The following is a 14,372-nucleotide window of genomic DNA, read 5'->3' as shown; positions in this document are numbered from 1 at the left end:
GTGATTGCCCTGAGTCGATCCCCCTAAATCCCCCTTGAAAAGGGGGACTTCCGGAACGGCTTGACCTAGTTCCCCCCTTGTTAAGGGGGGCTAAGGGGAGATCAAACCAATTCCCCCCCTTGTTAAGGGGGGCTAAGGGGGGATCAAAGGGTTTTAAAACGCGCACTAGACAAATAGTTTAAAAAGGCTGAATAAACAGCCTCAGTCACCATAGCTCAGTCCAATGCTGTTGTTTGCATTAAATGTTACGGTTGCGCCACAGAGCGCGACATCTGACCAAATGAGAGGATTAAATCCTCCGCCCAACTGAATCCTGACACTATTGGCTTCACACTGGCTTTCATTCAGCACAATCTCTTGAGTTTGTCCCGGGTGCAGCACAGAGTTTAGAATATTAACTCCGCCAATTTCTACGGACTGCAAATTGACGTTGCTGTTATTAACTACCTTCAACTGACTAGAAGAAGCAGTGTAGTTAATCACGCAGACGATTTGATAGCGACGGTGGAAGCCGCAGCCAGCGCCAGCATGAGTCCATCCGGGTGAGAAAATGTTGGTTCGATGTCCTCGGCTGGGAACGCCATCATCCACAATTAGATCCAGGACAACTTCCCGTGCCGTCGGAGAGCCATAGGCAATGTTTTCTCCGCTCTGGGTAAACCGTGTGCCCTGACGTTCTAGACGCTGCTGCCAGGTGCTACCGTCTGAGCCGATGTGTCCGAATGCGCCACCGGCCTGATCATGGGCATGGGCTTTGGCGGCCTGAGCAGCGCTGCTAGAGGGGCTGATGGGCGGAAGGGGGGCCTGATTTTGCAAAAAGGCGATCGCTTCTCGCACCGCAGCCTGTCCTTCTTGGGTTGTCAATGTGCAATTGGGGCCACAGCCGTTTGGAATATTGCCTGCTGCATCCATGCTGGCTAAACGCACCTCTAGCAGCGGAATGTAGCTGGCTGGATCTTGTCGAACTTTGTTGTGTTCAGCAATGATATCCCGCTCGATTTGTGCCCAGTCATCTTGGGCCTGTGCATTGGCTCGTTTGCCAATGGTCAATCCATTAAACCGATTCGCTAATTGGGGCGATTCTGTCTGACGAGATAGAGACTGTGAAACCAGGAAAATGGGCAGGATTAAGAACAATCGACACCAGATATTGGTGAAGAAACTGTGAACCTTAGGCATAATTTTGTGAACATTTGACCGAATGAAGTCCGAATGAAACTGACTTTGCTTTAGAACGCCCCAACTCACTCATTGGAATGAGCGGTGGATACTTTCAGCATAGGAATATTCATTCTCCAAACGTCAACAGCAACTCTGAGGAAATTCTCTGACTAAACTTGGGCTGCACCCTGCTTTTCAGGAACCAGTTTGTGATTGGGATGCTCACTCCGGATCAACATAGAAAGCTGGCGGCGCATGAGAATTCCTGGCTGATCCGACAGCATGTGCTGTTCGGCGGCAATATCGATCGGTGTGTCATAGTCGGTTGATTCCAGTACTCGCTTATCTTCGTCTACGACCTGTCGATCAAACGCGATGATTGATTCGGCGCTGGCATCGGCTTCAGTGTCATTGCGAATGCAAAATTGAACGATTTGTGACGTGCGATCGCTCACAGGGGTTGCTGCCGTAAAAATCAGGTGCATCAGCCCATTGGGATAGGTAATTTTGAGCGTGCGGCTAAAGGGGGCATACCAGGTCGATTCGACCTGCCGCACCGTGAGCGTGTCAGGAATGTTCAAAAGCTGCTGCTGGATTGGCGGATTCACCACAGGCACCGTCGCATAGACCTTCAGACCCAGTTCCAGTGGCACAATTTCCGACTTGGCGGGCTTGGGCTGTTCCGTCACCCCAAAGGATTCTGCGTGAACAATGCTGAAATGGGCATTGTCAAACGAGTTTTCCATCACCCGCAGCCCGCTGCACTGCCAAGGCTCATAAAATTGCGGAATCAGGCGATGTTCGGCCGCCTCGGCTTCAGGGATTTCTGGGATGGGCAGCAGCGGATCGTCCGACAGGCAAACCCAGGCATAGCCGTAGCGCTCGGCACACTGAAACGCTGGGACGCGATAGGTCTTGGGAATTGCCGCGCCGGGATCAAGCTGGGGTACGTCGGTACAGGTTCCTGCGCCGTCAAACGACCAGCCGTGATAGGGGCAGCGCACGCAGCCATCGTTGACAGTGCCCATCGACAGCTTTGCAGAACGGTGGCAGCAGCGATCGCCCAGGGCCGCAGGGTTGCCGTCTCGATCCAGCCACAGCACCAGCGGTTGCCCCAGCAGAGTAAAGGATTGCGGCCCGTCCATCAGTTGGGCAAGCGGCATGACGGGATACCAGAAGCGCCGCAGCACAGGTTCTTGAGTTACAAGCATGAACAGTTCTCGAATAAAGATAAGGTAAGCTTTGGATGAGAATGTGAGAGTTTGATTCCCCTAAGTCCCCCTCGATCAGGGGGGACTTTGAGGCTCGCTTTCCTATGCGAAGACAGAGCGGGGGATCAATCCCGCAGCGACCCACCAGACTGCTAGACGCGGGTTGCTTCGACTTTTGCAGGCGTGGCGGGGGCGACTCGATCGCTGCGACGCTGCTCCGTTTCGCCATGCTCCTTCAGCAGCCGGGCCAGGCGGTGGCGCATAATAATGCCGGGGCGATCGCTCGCCATGTGCTGCTCTTCTGCCAAACTCAGCGGCGCGTCGTAATCCGTCCCTTCCAGAATCACACGATCCTCCAGCGTCACCTGGCGATCGAACGCAATAATGTCTGCCGCCTTTGCCTCCGCTTCGGTGTCATTTCGCAAGCAAAACTGAATCACCTGAGAAGTCTGATCGTCAATCGGCGTGTACGCAGTAAAGATGAGATGCGTCAAGCCGTTTGGATAGTCAATCTTCAGCGTGCGAGCAAAGGGCATGTACCAAGTGCGCGTGTTGGTGCGAATCGTTTTTTCCTCACCAATGCCCAGGTTTTTTTTCTGCAAATCTGGGTTCAGCACCTCCAGCCAGTGCTTCATCACAAAACCAAATTCCGTTTCCGTCACCTCGTCGATTGGCGGCGGCTGGGGATTGGACTGATCGCCCCAAGAACTTGCGTGGACAAAGTGACCGTGGGCGCTGTCGAAGGAGTTTTCAATCGCCCGCAGGCCGCCTACCTTCCACGTTTCATAAAACTCCTGGATAAAGCGAAAACTGGGGTCAGTAAATTCGGGAATGCTGGGAATCGGTTGCAGCGGGTCTTCGTCTAAACACACCCAGACATAGCCATAGCGCTCGGCGCACTGAAACGCAGGCACGCGGTAGGTCTTGGGAATAGCAGTGTCGGCATCTAGCTGGGGCACCTTGGTACAGCTTCCCTGCGAGTCAAATTCCCAGCCGTGATAGGGGCAGCGCACACAGCCGTTTTCGACAATTCCCAGCGACAACTGAGCAGAGCGGTGGCAGCAGCGGTCGGCTAGCACCGCAGGTTGCCCGTTGGCATCGAGCCACAGCACCAGCGGTTGCCGCAAAAGCGTGAAGGCTTGTGGGCCGTTGAGCAACTGCTCGATTGGCATAACGGGATACCAGAAGCGGCGCAGCACGGGCTGTTGGGTCGTCAGCATGATGTTCTCCGCACAGAATGAGTAATAAATCAATGGGTGAATGGATGAAGCGAACGATGGCACTCAAGATAAGGGGGACAATGGGATTAAAACGGAATGAATTGATACAACGGAACGAACTGTTACAGGTGGACGGGTTACCGATAGGCGGATTGTGGACAGGCAGGTTACCAATGGGCAGGTTACCGATGGGCAGGTTCAAGGCACGATGTCAGAATTCGAGAAACTTTTGTATATTGGTTCTACAGGGATGTGCTCCTTATTGTGTTCAGTATTGTATACAAGAAGATAGTGTTCTTAAGCAGGTTAAATCTGTATCTAAGACTACAGAATTTACCTCTTCTACTACATTTTTGGAGTCGTCTTGTGGCTAAAGCTAGCGCTCAGACTGCCAAAGCAGACCGCAAGCCCTCAGGCAGCAGCGTCGATCGCATCTATGAGCAGCTCAGGCAAATGGCGATGAACTATCAGTTTCGTCCTGGTGAGCCGCTGAACGAGGTGGAATTGGCGGCCTCGTTTTCTGTGAGCCGTACCCCACTGCGGGAAGTATTGAACCGTTTGGTGGCGGAGGGGTTGCTGGATTTTGTGCCGCGCAAGGGCTTTTCCTGCAAGCCGCTGGATACGCAGCGCATATTTGACCTATATGAAGTCCGCTGCGGGCTGGAAATGATGAGCGCCCGACTTGCCACCGAACGCGCCACCGATGCCGAGCTTCAGGCCTTGCAGCAAGGCTGGGATGCGATTTCAGAGTCCTTCTGTGACCTGACACCTGTGGAATGCACCCGCTGCGATGAGCAGTTTCATGAACAAATTGCCCAGCTTTCCCACAACGCTGAACTGCTGCGATCGCTCCAAAACGTGAATGCCCGCGCCCACTATCTGCGGCTGATTTCGATGGAACAGGAACACTATCGTCGCACCACCTGCGCCGAGCATCGCCTGATTTTGCAGGCAATGGGCGATCGCAACGCTGAAGCCGCTGCCCACTGCATGTCGGCCCACGTCACGCTACGGCAGGAGGAGTTGGTGGAGGTCGTTAAAGAGGCGATCGCCCGACTCTACATGACCTGAGGTAACCTGACCTGAGATAACCTGACCTGAGATAACTTGAGATACAAAAAAGCTGCGTTAGAAAAGACTTCCGCAGCCTGGGGATTTGAGCGCTATGTCTTGAACGCTATGTCTTGAGTGCTATATCTTGAGCGCTATGTCTAATGTTTTCCAGGATTACTGAATAGCAGGGCTTTTAGAGAGACAGAAACTGGCGTTACAGTATGTAAAGGAAGCTCGCTCTAGTCACGAGGTTAAATGCCCAGGCATGAATCGCACCATCGTCTGGTTTCGGCGAGATTTGCGCGTCTTTGACCACGCGCCGCTGCATCGGGCCGCCGCACGGGGCGCGGTGATCCCTGTGTTTGTGCTGGATCGGGCGCTGCTGCACCATCCCGAAACCGCCGTGGCGCGGGTGGCGTTTATGCTGGAGTGTCTGCACGCGCTGGATCAAGATTTGCGCGATCGCGGCGGGCGGCTGATCCTTCGCTCTGGCGATCCAGTTGAAATTCTGCCCCAGTTGGTGCGCGAAACCCAGGCCGAGGGCATTTATGCATACATCGACTTTGAGCGAATTTATGGACGGGTGCGCGATGCGCGGCTGAACCGGGCGCTGACGCAGCAGCAGATGAAGATCCGCTGGTTTGAACCCGCCGCGACAACGCCAGATCTGCTTCCCTATCCGAAATACCGAGAACTGTGGTACACCCACATGGCGCAGGAGATCGTGCCCGCTCCGACTCGCGTTGCCGTACCCGACGATATTCCCAGCGAAGTCATTCCCAGCCTCAGCAACTTGGGACTGATTGCCGATGGCAAGCCGATTCCTCCCGGTGGTATCGCGCCTGCGCGGGCGCTGCTCCAAGAATTTCTTGCCGAAAAGAGCGATCGCTACTACTGGCAACTCTCTTATCCGGGCGCAGAGGCCACATCGGGGCTGAGTCCCTACATCAAGTTCGGCGCGATTTCGGTGCGCGAGTGTGTGCAAACAACCCAGGCGCAACTCAATGACGCGCCCGATTCACGAGTGCAGCGCAGTCGGCAGCAGTTCATTGCACGGCTGCGGTGGGGCAGTGGCTTTGCCCAGCGGTTTCGCTACATGCCCCAATTGGAAGTGCGATCACTCTATACGGTCTTTGATGAGGACGGTTGGGCCTTTGACGAAGCGCTTTACGAAGCATGGCAGCAGGGCGAAACAGGCTTCCCCATTGTGGATGCAGCAGCCCGCTGTTTGCAGGAAACAGGCGGCTGGAAACAGCTAAACTTCCGCGTCCGCGCCATCTACTCCAGCTTTCTCAGCAACTTACTCGGCATGGACTGGCGCTATGGAGCGCTGCACTTTATGCGGCACTTGATCGATGGCGACTGCCCAATCGACCATTACCAGTGGGCCATGCAGGCAGGGGTAACGCACTGCGTCGATAAAACCTGGACCCGCATCTACAATCCAGAGCAAACAGCGGTGGATCGCTGCGACCCAGACGGACTATTCATCAAGCAATGGCTGCCCGAACTGGCGCACCTGTCGCCTGCGGAACTGGGAGTGCCACCGCGCCAAAAAGACTATCCCCCGCCAGTCTTATCTTACAAAGCCGCCCGCCAGCGCCGTGTGCAGCAGCTAGAACGACAGCGGCAGGTGTTTCTGAATCAGGATAACGTGTTGCCTTATCTAGCGCGATTGCCCGACACGCTCACACCCTTTGGAGCAGATTTGTATGCCAGCGAAATCGCCTGGTCTCAAACAAGTCCCTTAGATTTGTTTCCGCCGCCGCTCGACTTGGAAGCGCTGGATCTGGAACAGGCAAAGGCACTCCGCACCTGGTTCATTGCCCATGTGGACATCGTGCCGCGCAAAGTACCAAGCCGTAAGCGGAATGCGAAATCAAAAGCTCCTGTACCCACCGATAGTGTTCAATTAAACCTGTTGGGTTAGCATGTAGGAACGCAAATCGTCACGCCCCGATAAATCCTGTAAACACCTGACCAGATGCCAGACGGAATGGCCCACTGGGCAGAGATACGAACGTAGTAGTTCGCACATCTGCAATCAAATCTGTGACTCCGTTGCGAAACACAAACACTCCAAAACCACTGGCATTGCGCTGGGCTTGGTAGACTTCACCTGCGCCAAGCTGAATCAGATCTCCCGGTGTAAAGTCTGTGATTAGCGCGTAATCACGAATGCCGCCTGCACGGTAGTAGGAACCAGCGCGATCGCCCAGGACGAATCCATCCTGACCTGGCCCACCTGTTAAAATATCTACCTCCAAGACCCCTCTCGATCCCGCGCCAGCACCATTGAGAATGTCGATACCTGTGCCACCCACCAGGCGATCGCCACTCCCGCCACCAATCAGCACGTCATTGCCGCCCTGCCCGTCTAGAAAGTTGGTGCCGCTATTGCCCACAATGCGATCGCCATTTTGCGTCCCCCGCACGTTGACGAAATTCACCACGCTAAAGGTTAAAGTCCCCAAAAACGGCACATTATTTACCGTCAAACGGTTTGCCCCCAGATTCACATCAAAGGAAGCGGTGCGTCCACTAATTCCATCAATGGTGTTGGCAAACCCCGCCGCGCCAATCACCTGCTCGACACTATTGAGGCGATCGACCCCTAGCCCGCCCTTGTTAATAAATCCACCCGGCAGCAGCGTCATGGCTCGCCCCATGCGGCTGTAGTCGGCCGTGTCGAATCCATCGCCTCCCAGCATTTCATCATTGCCAACGGAGCCAGTGAGAATATCATTTCCGCCCAGTCCCAGCAGGCTATCGCTGCTGTTTGTCCCAAAAATCCGTTCCGAGCGGATGCTGCCAATGATGCGTGCCATGTCTACCTCCGTAATGTTATGCGGCCAATTCAGTCGTCATGGTTTGTTCTAGATAGCGTCGGAAGCGTTGAGCCAGAAGTCCCTGAGAACTACGATTTGCTGTACTCGCCTCAGCGCTATCTGCGGTCATCAGTCGATCAATCTCAGCATCCAAAATGCTGTCAAGCTGAGAACTTAGAACATTCACGCTCCGTTCCTGGGCATATTCCGCAACCAGGTAATAAAGCTGTGTCTTCAGGCGCTCTCGAATTTGCTGACAGATGTGAATCCGCAGTTCGCGCAGCTTTAGCAGGCGAGACACCTGGGGCTGTCCGCCCATGCCTACCAGCGGCGCGATTTCGCCCATCGATCGCCCCTGGGCATAGAACAGGTGCAGTGCTTTGAGAAACTGGCGATCGCGCTGTCCCCGCTGCCCTTGTAAATCCTGGAGGCGATCGCAAATCACCTGGGCGATCGCCCGATCCAGCACCATTACCAACGCTTTGCGATAGTGCTGAAGAAACGCAGACTGGTTCTGCTCGGCTTCATCCGGTGCAGCAGCAGGCACATCTACAGATTCCAGCGGCTCGGTAGACGGCTGACGCTGACGCAGTTTTTGGGCTAGATTGTTCAGTTGAGCCATCACTTGCAGCGGAAAGCAGGGCTGCCCCGTCGTTTGTTGTAAATGCTGGGCAATGTCCTGGAGTTGCTGCGTTGTAGGCGTGGGGCACTTGCCGCGATAGCCTCGTGATCGCACCTGGCGAAGCTGCTCAGAATATATGGCGTGGTAGCTTTCCAGCAGTTGACACGCCTGCTGAATTTCAGCTTCGGTGAGGGCATAGCGCGAAGCGAGAGTGCGTCGAATCTGGCCCGTTGTTGCACTATTCAGAAGTGCCCAATCGCTAATTAAGTAAATCCCACGCTCTTGCAAAAAAGCGTTCAGTTCTCGATGGTAAAAAACTTTGCGCTTTGTCCAGGTGCTTAGGCAAGTGTTGCGCGACGGATCAAAGCTACCCAAAATATCGTAGGCAAACGCTCGATAAACCGGGGAATCTGGCTCTGCCGGAGGCTGAAGAAGCCCATTCGGATTCCACGCGATCGGCGCATCATCCAGCACCAGCGGCAGCAGATCGCTCAGTTGAAAGCCGCCCCGCAGCCCAAATCGACTGGCTAACTCAATGCAAACCTGCACAATTTGATGTGAAACATAGCAGCGCAGGCAAATTTCGGCGATCGCCCGTTCCGTTTCGCTGCCCGTTTGCCACAGCGCTATCAACTGCTGCTGAAGCTGTTTGTGCGACGAGAAGGGATTTGTCGCGTCCAGGCAGTTTTCTTGTAAAAATGCCTTTGCTGGCAGGCTCGTCTGCGTCTTGCGTGCGCCGGAGGACGTTAGCGTGATCTGTGTATAGTAGGGACGCAACAGGCTAGATGACGGACGAATCATTACCGAGGGCATTGCAGAGAGACAAGCAGGATTCATGGACTTGTAAGGGGGGATTACAGACACAGCGCTACTCCTGAATATGAATTTTGAGCAAGACAGACTGGACAAACGAGCGAGTCGCTTGCATGAATGCAGATTGAAAAGATTAGGGATTAAAAGAAGATTGGGGGCTGATTGAAACTGGGAACGTGTTCAAGAACAGCTAAGACCCTAGTTCGTCTCAGGAAAATCCGAATTGCCGGAAGACGTTTCTAGCACTTGTTGACGCTGAAAGCGATGGTAAGCAAACGTGCTGCGAATCGCATTGATAAACGCAACGCTGATAAGCGTCACAATCGCCATTCCGAAAAGATTGGTGGGCATCCCCGACAGATGCAGCAGAACGCGGCTGAGCAGGTAAATCGATAGACCCGCGATCGCCGCAATTCTAGACATCCGATGGATTCCCCAGGCGATCGCCCCATAGATCAGCGCATCCACAAACAGCAGCGGGTTAAAGACTTCATCCAGTTCTAATAGCTCTGAAGGCAGCGTGTTTTGCGTTGCGGCGATCGCAAATGCAGTAGTCACACCCGCCAAAACCAGCGAAGCAATCACGCCCTGACGAGCCACTCGACGGGCCGTTGCGATACTGTCAATTTCGGGAAACCACCTGTTTTCGCGGTTTGTAGCGTTGGCTTGCATAGCCGTTTGGAGTTTCATAATAAGCAACCTCAGAAGGCGGGTGAGTGTGTTGGGCGGTTAACTTAATCAGACCACGAACCTCTTTTGAAAGAACTACCCCTGGGCGCAAACCTGGTCGCACAGAAACACAATCCAGATTGCAGATTTGTGCATGTTGAAAAGCCGGGTCAGAATCTAGGCGAATAAAGCCGCCTGTATAAAGACGCTATGGTGTTTTCAGTTCGTTTTGCACCCTAAAATTCAGTAAGATTCTTCAGCAGTTCTTTCAAAAACTTCAACTTGGATGGGTGGCGCTGGCTATGGGCGGGGGCGAGGATCGATTCTCGATTTTGGATTTGCGATTTTGGATTGCCAGTCAAGCTCATTCGTTGCTCTGCCTGGGAGATAGAGATAGGGAGCCTATAGCCAGCCGCTCACGAGTAGAGCGCTAGGAGGGGCGATCGCCCTTGATGAACAGTTCGCAGGCTGCTGCATGGTTGCCGTAGTCAGTTTGAAACTCGCGCTCAAACAGCGCCTTGGTCTTGGCAAAGCCCGACTCGCTGCCCGCACCAGGAAGATGCTCGGCTACAGCGCGATCGCCAAACAGCAGCGCCATGTCCTGAGCAAATTCTGGCTGCTCCATGTGCTGGTGCAGTACGTTATCAATTGCGTCTGTGGGAACTGCGACCAGTCCCGGATTTTGCGATAACAAAAATAGGAGTCCAGCGTATTGGGCGATCGCTTTTACGGAGTGTGAACCGGAGCGCTCCATCCGAGTCAAAAAAGGCTGGAGCGACTGATGAAATGCGGGATTTTTAGCCTGAATGATGGCGAAAATATTCATAGGATTAGACCTCATACATCGGCGGGGTTGATAGGAGGCTTGGTTTAATCAGGCTATTTTTGCTATCAGAAGCCTGATGGTAATAACACAATTCGACAAGCAAGCATTATGAAAATCAAAGTGGTTTTCAGGTCAACTTTCTGTCTACTCGTTAGGAAGAAATCAGGTAAAAAAGACCGGGTTACGAAAATGGTGAATAGAGATTTCACCCTTCAGGAACGTTGACAGAAATCAAGTGGGAACTTTTTGGTGGCTGTTAGGTCTTGATTAACTTGCTCCTTCAATACCTCTATAGAACTATGGATGGACGGGTTATGCGATACCCATCCCCGTAGACTCCTTCGCAGAGAAGCACCAACGGATTTGCGTTTTCACGTAGGTCGGTTTGCCAAAATGAAAAATGTGCGCTTTTGCGTATCTCTCTCTTGAGGCAGACCTGGTATGATAACGACCGAGCTTGAGCAGTCTAAATGTTCCGGTTCGCAGCATCCATCCTCTGATCGATCAGAAGATTGATCAGAGCATCGATTAGAAGCTACTCAGAAGTTGGTTCTTCATTTGCCTGTTTTGTATTTATGAAGCCCTTATTGTTTAAGACAGTCATTCTTCTGCCAGTTCTTTGTCTCACCAGCCTGTTTTCGATTGGCTGGGTTGCATTTCCGGCGATTGCCCAAACGCTGCAAGGTCGGGGACAAATTGTGAGCGGCCCAGGGCAGGGCAGTGTAGTGCAAATTAGCCTGACGATTAATGGCAACCAGGTGACCTTTCATAGCGGGCCCTCTCAAGGACAGACCGCACAAATCCAAAATGGAGTAGCGAGAACTCCTGACGGCAATGTATGGCAATTTGCCCAAGGACGCAGACAGGTAACGCTCTATTCTGGCAATCGCGTGATTGTCTACGTTCTGCGGTGAAGCCATGCCTTTCGATAAACGCTGGAAACTGCGATCGCTCGGACTTGGCGCACTCTGGGGATTGCTCTACACCCTCATTCTGCTGCCCTCCCTTTCAGTGGATACCCCGCTCAAAGAGTTTGAAGTTCAGCGCAAAGAGCAGCTTTCTAAAGTTCCAGAACCTCGTCAGACCGGATTGAGATCTGATGCCGTCAACCAAATTCTTTTAGTCACAATTGATAATCAGGAAGTTATCGGAAGTCCCAAAAGCTTTAGCCGCTTCAGAAAGCTAGAAGATTATACAAATCTAATTAAAAACCTCATCGATCTGGGCGCTCAAGTTGTCTTAATTAATCTGCCCTCAGAGGTACTTGATTCTCCAGAACCTCTAACCCCAATCGAGTCGGGATTATCCGGAGACTCAATTCGTTCTCTGGTTGAAAACTACAGTAATAGAATTGTGCTATCTTCTCCTCCAGAGTTGAAGCGATCGGGCCCCTTCTTCCGCGTTTATAACCAATTTCTTCCAATCAATAGTCGAACGTTAGAGCCTATCTTCCCACCGGAGACAATTCAGGGATTTTCAGAATTTTCAACCCCTGTTGCAAAAGACGGGCTTGCAGCCTCTTTGCAAATCAAGACAAGCCAGCAGCAACTCATCCGGCAACCGCTGCTCACTTTGCTCAAGGCCTATTCAATCAATCCTGTCCGGTATCCCTATGCAGTTGAAAATAGCTTCAATTCAGGAATGTCGGACACAAATACCTCTAAAAATGCGAAAGGCGGCCCTGTCAATGCCTTCCAGTCAGCCGTTTGTCTTGCAGCAAATAAGTTGAATCCGAGTAATGTCTGTTCAAACAGTCCACTGCCTTCTTATTCAGATCCCCACGTCAGTTTCTCGATGTGGGAAGCAGACTTTTCCAAAAGCTTGGGACAAGAATTTTGCGGAGCCAAAATCATTGATCCAGTTCAGCAGGTAACAGGCTGCGATCGCGCTTCCCGAAGAGATTTTTCCTCATCTCATATCGAGAAAGTCAAAGGCAAAATTGTCATCATCGACTTTCCCCAAAATGACCCCAACTGGTCTGAACTGCCGACTTCAGTTAAGGCTGAACCGCTGAGTCCGGCAGAGATGCAGGCAAACGTACTGGCGAGCATTCTCAGCAACAATATCCAGTATCCCCTGAGTCAGGAGTGGAGCCTGGGATTGACGCTGGCAGGGTCGATGCTGATGGCGTGGTTGCTCAGCCCTGGATTGTCAAAATCCAGCTTCTGGTGGCTGACTCGTGGGCCGCTGATTGTTCTGGGGATTCCGCTCGCCTATGCCGCCTTGCTGCCCACCGCATTTGCCGGGCGCGTGGTTTTGCCAATCATGCTGCCCATTTTGACCTGGGTGCTGACGGGCATTTCGATGACGCTGGTGCTGCTGCTCAAAAAATCAAGAGAGCAGGCCGCCAAGCAGCGACAAGAGTTGACCCAGCGAAATGCCACGCTGTCGCGGACGCGCAAGGTTTTGGCGAGGGTCGCAACCGATATTCACGACGGGCCGCTGCAAGAGCTAAAGCTGGTGATGGATCAGGTAGAAGAACTGGAAACCCTGATTGATCCAGAGTTGCTGGTGGTAAAGACCAGCGTCAAGTCGGAGCCGATTGTGGATAAGTTAGTTCGCATTGGCCAAGATATTCGCAATCAGCTTAATGATTTACAGATTATTGCTCGAAAGCAGCTTGATATTTCACCAGAGTTAGTTGCTGGGCTAGCCCAAGGAATTCAAACCCACCTCAAACAGCTTGAAGAACGCGGCGACCTGAGATTAAAAGTTAAGCAACTCATTAAACCCCTTCAGGAACCAGAATTGAATCCAGACTGGATAGACGATCGAGAAGACATCTTTCGGTTCTTTAAGGAAGCCATCAACAATGTGATGCGCCACGCTCAGCAGCCCTATGGACGAGCAAGCTGGGTCGAAGTTTGCCTGGAACAGCAGGGCGAACAATGTAAACTGGCGATCGCCAATGATGGAGTATATGTATCGGGAAACACATCTAAACCCCCCAATCATCTTGCCGATGATCTGCCAAAGGGGACAGGTACAAAAACGATGGAAACCATCGCAATCAGTCTGGATAATGGACGCTGGCAAAGGACTTTATCTCCAGAGGGCCTATTACGGGTTGAGCTTTTTTGGAGTCTAAAGCAGGGTTTACGCTAACAGCTTCTCGCTATAGAATAAAAGTATCGCGAGAAATTTGGCGTAGCCAAGCAACAGAGATGCCCCCCAGCCAGCCTTTTTTTCTAATTGTTGAAGATCATCAGGAGGTTGCTGAGAGAAACCGCGATTTTCTTCAACAGGTTGATCCGAACTGTCGGTGTGCGATCGCCAATAATCCCTCTCAGGCAATGGAGTTTCTATCGCTAGAATCTCCAGATCTGATAGTTGTAGATTTGCTCTATGGAACCTTTAGCGGTGAGCAGTCGGCTGAGCCGGGGATTAACTTATTGCGCCATATTTTTGAGAAGCATACAGAACTCAATGTCCTGGTATACAGCAGCGAATATCGCTTGCTGACTCCGCTCATTTCTTATATCGATAGCCATAAAGGCGGATTTGCGGTTGCCAATAAGCTCGATCGCCGATCGACCTATATCAAGTTTGCCCAGAGTGCGCTGAACGGTGAACTTTGCCTGCCTAGAGAACTGCGCCAAAGTTCTAACTTGAATCATCAAGATTTGGAGGTTCTAAATCTCCTGTGCAACGACTGCCTTTCAGATGATGCTTTGGCCAATCGGCTGAATGTATCTCGGCGGGCTGCTCAAAACTATGTCAAGCGCCTCAAGCAGCGCCTTGATGTGGATCTGATTTACACAGAAGAAGCAAACCACCGGGTTGCTATCTGCAAAATGGCCCGTGAAAGGGGCTTTTTGGGATAGCTAAATAGGAAATTACAGCTATTAAAGTTACACATAAAGTAACACAAGCTAGACAGTTTTTTGCAGCATTCAAGCATTGCAAAAAACCTGTCTAAGAGGGTGTTTGAAAAGGTATCGCCTGTCATGTTAAGCACTCAGAGATCCC

12 protein-coding genes are annotated in these 14,372 nt (G+C 52.2%); 5 read left to right on the top strand and 7 right to left on the bottom strand.

Annotated features, from left to right (window positions below):
• Nucleotides 1–201: 201 nt before the first annotated feature.
• The 3 genes from IGS51_RS12165 to IGS51_RS12155 all read right to left on the bottom strand — a co-directional run bounded on the left by IGS51_RS12165 (nt 202) and on the right by IGS51_RS12155 (nt 3,592).
• Complete coding sequence (locus IGS51_RS12165) at nt 202–1,179, bottom strand: CAP domain-containing protein (RefSeq protein WP_297078631.1); 978 nt, start codon at nt 1,177–1,179, stop codon at nt 202–204.
• Nucleotides 1,180–1,331: 152 nt separating this feature from the next.
• Nucleotides 1,332–2,372: an aromatic ring-hydroxylating dioxygenase subunit alpha gene (locus IGS51_RS12160; RefSeq protein WP_297078630.1), complete on the bottom strand. Its 1,041-nt coding sequence runs from the start codon at nt 2,370–2,372 to the stop codon at nt 1,332–1,334.
• 152 nt (nt 2,373–2,524) lie between these two features.
• Nucleotides 2,525–3,592: an aromatic ring-hydroxylating dioxygenase subunit alpha gene (locus IGS51_RS12155; protein WP_297078629.1), complete on the bottom strand. Its 1,068-nt coding sequence runs from the start codon at nt 3,590–3,592 to the stop codon at nt 2,525–2,527.
• A gap of 366 nt (nt 3,593–3,958) precedes the next feature.
• On the opposite strand from IGS51_RS12155, the gene IGS51_RS12150 reads away from it, so the two are divergent.
• Nucleotides 3,959–4,663 (top strand): GntR family transcriptional regulator, encoded by a 705-nt coding sequence (locus IGS51_RS12150; protein WP_297078628.1) that lies wholly within the window; start codon nt 3,959–3,961, stop codon nt 4,661–4,663.
• 247 nt (nt 4,664–4,910) lie between these two features.
• Complete coding sequence (locus IGS51_RS12145; RefSeq protein ID WP_297078627.1) at nt 4,911–6,575, top strand: deoxyribodipyrimidine photo-lyase; 1,665 nt, start codon at nt 4,911–4,913, stop codon at nt 6,573–6,575.
• Between the two features lie 19 nt (nt 6,576–6,594).
• On the opposite strand, the gene IGS51_RS12140 is transcribed toward IGS51_RS12145, so the two are convergent.
• The 4 genes from IGS51_RS12140 to IGS51_RS12125 all read right to left on the bottom strand — a co-directional run bounded on the left by IGS51_RS12140 (nt 6,595) and on the right by IGS51_RS12125 (nt 10,403).
• A complete protein-coding gene (locus tag IGS51_RS12140; protein ID WP_297078626.1) occupies nt 6,595–7,473 on the bottom strand; it encodes a hypothetical protein in 879 nt (292 codons plus the stop codon).
• Between the two features lie 16 nt (nt 7,474–7,489).
• Entirely contained in the window at nt 7,490–8,932 is a 1,443-nt protein-coding gene (locus IGS51_RS12135) for a hypothetical protein (RefSeq protein ID WP_297078625.1), read from the bottom strand.
• A gap of 174 nt (nt 8,933–9,106) precedes the next feature.
• The gene (locus tag IGS51_RS12130; protein WP_297078624.1) at nt 9,107–9,598 is read right to left on the bottom strand and encodes a hypothetical protein; all 492 of its coding nucleotides are present in this window, start codon (nt 9,596–9,598) and stop codon (nt 9,107–9,109) included.
• A gap of 409 nt (nt 9,599–10,007) precedes the next feature.
• The gene (locus IGS51_RS12125; protein ID WP_297078623.1) at nt 10,008–10,403 is read right to left on the bottom strand and encodes a hypothetical protein; all 396 of its coding nucleotides are present in this window, start codon (nt 10,401–10,403) and stop codon (nt 10,008–10,010) included.
• A 575-nt stretch (nt 10,404–10,978) separates the two neighbouring features.
• Between IGS51_RS12125 and IGS51_RS12120 the strand changes: the two genes are divergently transcribed.
• Genes IGS51_RS12120 through IGS51_RS12110 form a run of 3 tightly spaced genes read left to right on the top strand, consistent with a single transcriptional unit; the run spans nt 10,979 to nt 14,227 of the window.
• A complete protein-coding gene (locus IGS51_RS12120; protein ID WP_297078622.1) occupies nt 10,979–11,317 on the top strand; it encodes a hypothetical protein in 339 nt (112 codons plus the stop codon).
• 4 nt (nt 11,318–11,321) lie between these two features.
• Nucleotides 11,322–13,508 (top strand): CHASE2 domain-containing protein, encoded by a 2,187-nt coding sequence (locus tag IGS51_RS12115; protein ID WP_297078621.1) that lies wholly within the window; start codon nt 11,322–11,324, stop codon nt 13,506–13,508.
• A 59-nt stretch (nt 13,509–13,567) separates the two neighbouring features.
• A complete protein-coding gene (locus IGS51_RS12110) occupies nt 13,568–14,227 on the top strand; it encodes a response regulator (RefSeq protein ID WP_172354919.1) in 660 nt (219 codons plus the stop codon).
• The last annotated feature ends 145 nt before the right edge of the window (nt 14,228–14,372 follow it).

It is taken from the genome of Thermoleptolyngbya sp. M55_K2018_002 (assembly GCF_015295965.1).
Taxonomy (GTDB): Bacteria; Cyanobacteriota; Cyanobacteriia; order Elainellales; family Elainellaceae; genus Thermoleptolyngbya; species Thermoleptolyngbya sichuanensis.
This window is presented reverse-complemented; position numbering and strand designations above follow the sequence as displayed.

What these genes read in the sequence shown, in the direction of transcription:
- IGS51_RS12125 (WP_297078623.1), bottom strand. Translation starts at nt 10,403, where the DNA reads ATGAATATTTTCGCCATCATTCAGGCTAAAAATCCCGCATTTCATCAG.
- IGS51_RS12130 (WP_297078624.1), bottom strand. Translation starts at nt 9,598, where the DNA reads ATGAAACTCCAAACGGCTATGCAAGCCAACGCTACAAACCGCGAAAAC.
- IGS51_RS12135 (WP_297078625.1), bottom strand. Translation starts at nt 8,932, where the DNA reads ATGAATCCTGCTTGTCTCTCTGCAATGCCCTCGGTAATGATTCGTCCG.
- IGS51_RS12115 (WP_297078621.1), top strand. Translation starts at nt 11,322, where the DNA reads ATGCCTTTCGATAAACGCTGGAAACTGCGATCGCTCGGACTTGGCGCA.
- IGS51_RS12120 (WP_297078622.1), top strand. Translation starts at nt 10,979, where the DNA reads ATGAAGCCCTTATTGTTTAAGACAGTCATTCTTCTGCCAGTTCTTTGT.
- IGS51_RS12145 (WP_297078627.1), top strand. Translation starts at nt 4,911, where the DNA reads ATGAATCGCACCATCGTCTGGTTTCGGCGAGATTTGCGCGTCTTTGAC.
- IGS51_RS12140 (WP_297078626.1), bottom strand. Translation starts at nt 7,473, where the DNA reads ATGGCACGCATCATTGGCAGCATCCGCTCGGAACGGATTTTTGGGACA.
- IGS51_RS12160 (WP_297078630.1), bottom strand. Translation starts at nt 2,372, where the DNA reads ATGCTTGTAACTCAAGAACCTGTGCTGCGGCGCTTCTGGTATCCCGTC.
- IGS51_RS12110 (WP_172354919.1), top strand. Translation starts at nt 13,568, where the DNA reads ATGCCCCCCAGCCAGCCTTTTTTTCTAATTGTTGAAGATCATCAGGAG.
- IGS51_RS12155 (WP_297078629.1), bottom strand. Translation starts at nt 3,592, where the DNA reads ATGCTGACGACCCAACAGCCCGTGCTGCGCCGCTTCTGGTATCCCGTT.
- IGS51_RS12165 (WP_297078631.1), bottom strand. Translation starts at nt 1,179, where the DNA reads ATGCCTAAGGTTCACAGTTTCTTCACCAATATCTGGTGTCGATTGTTC.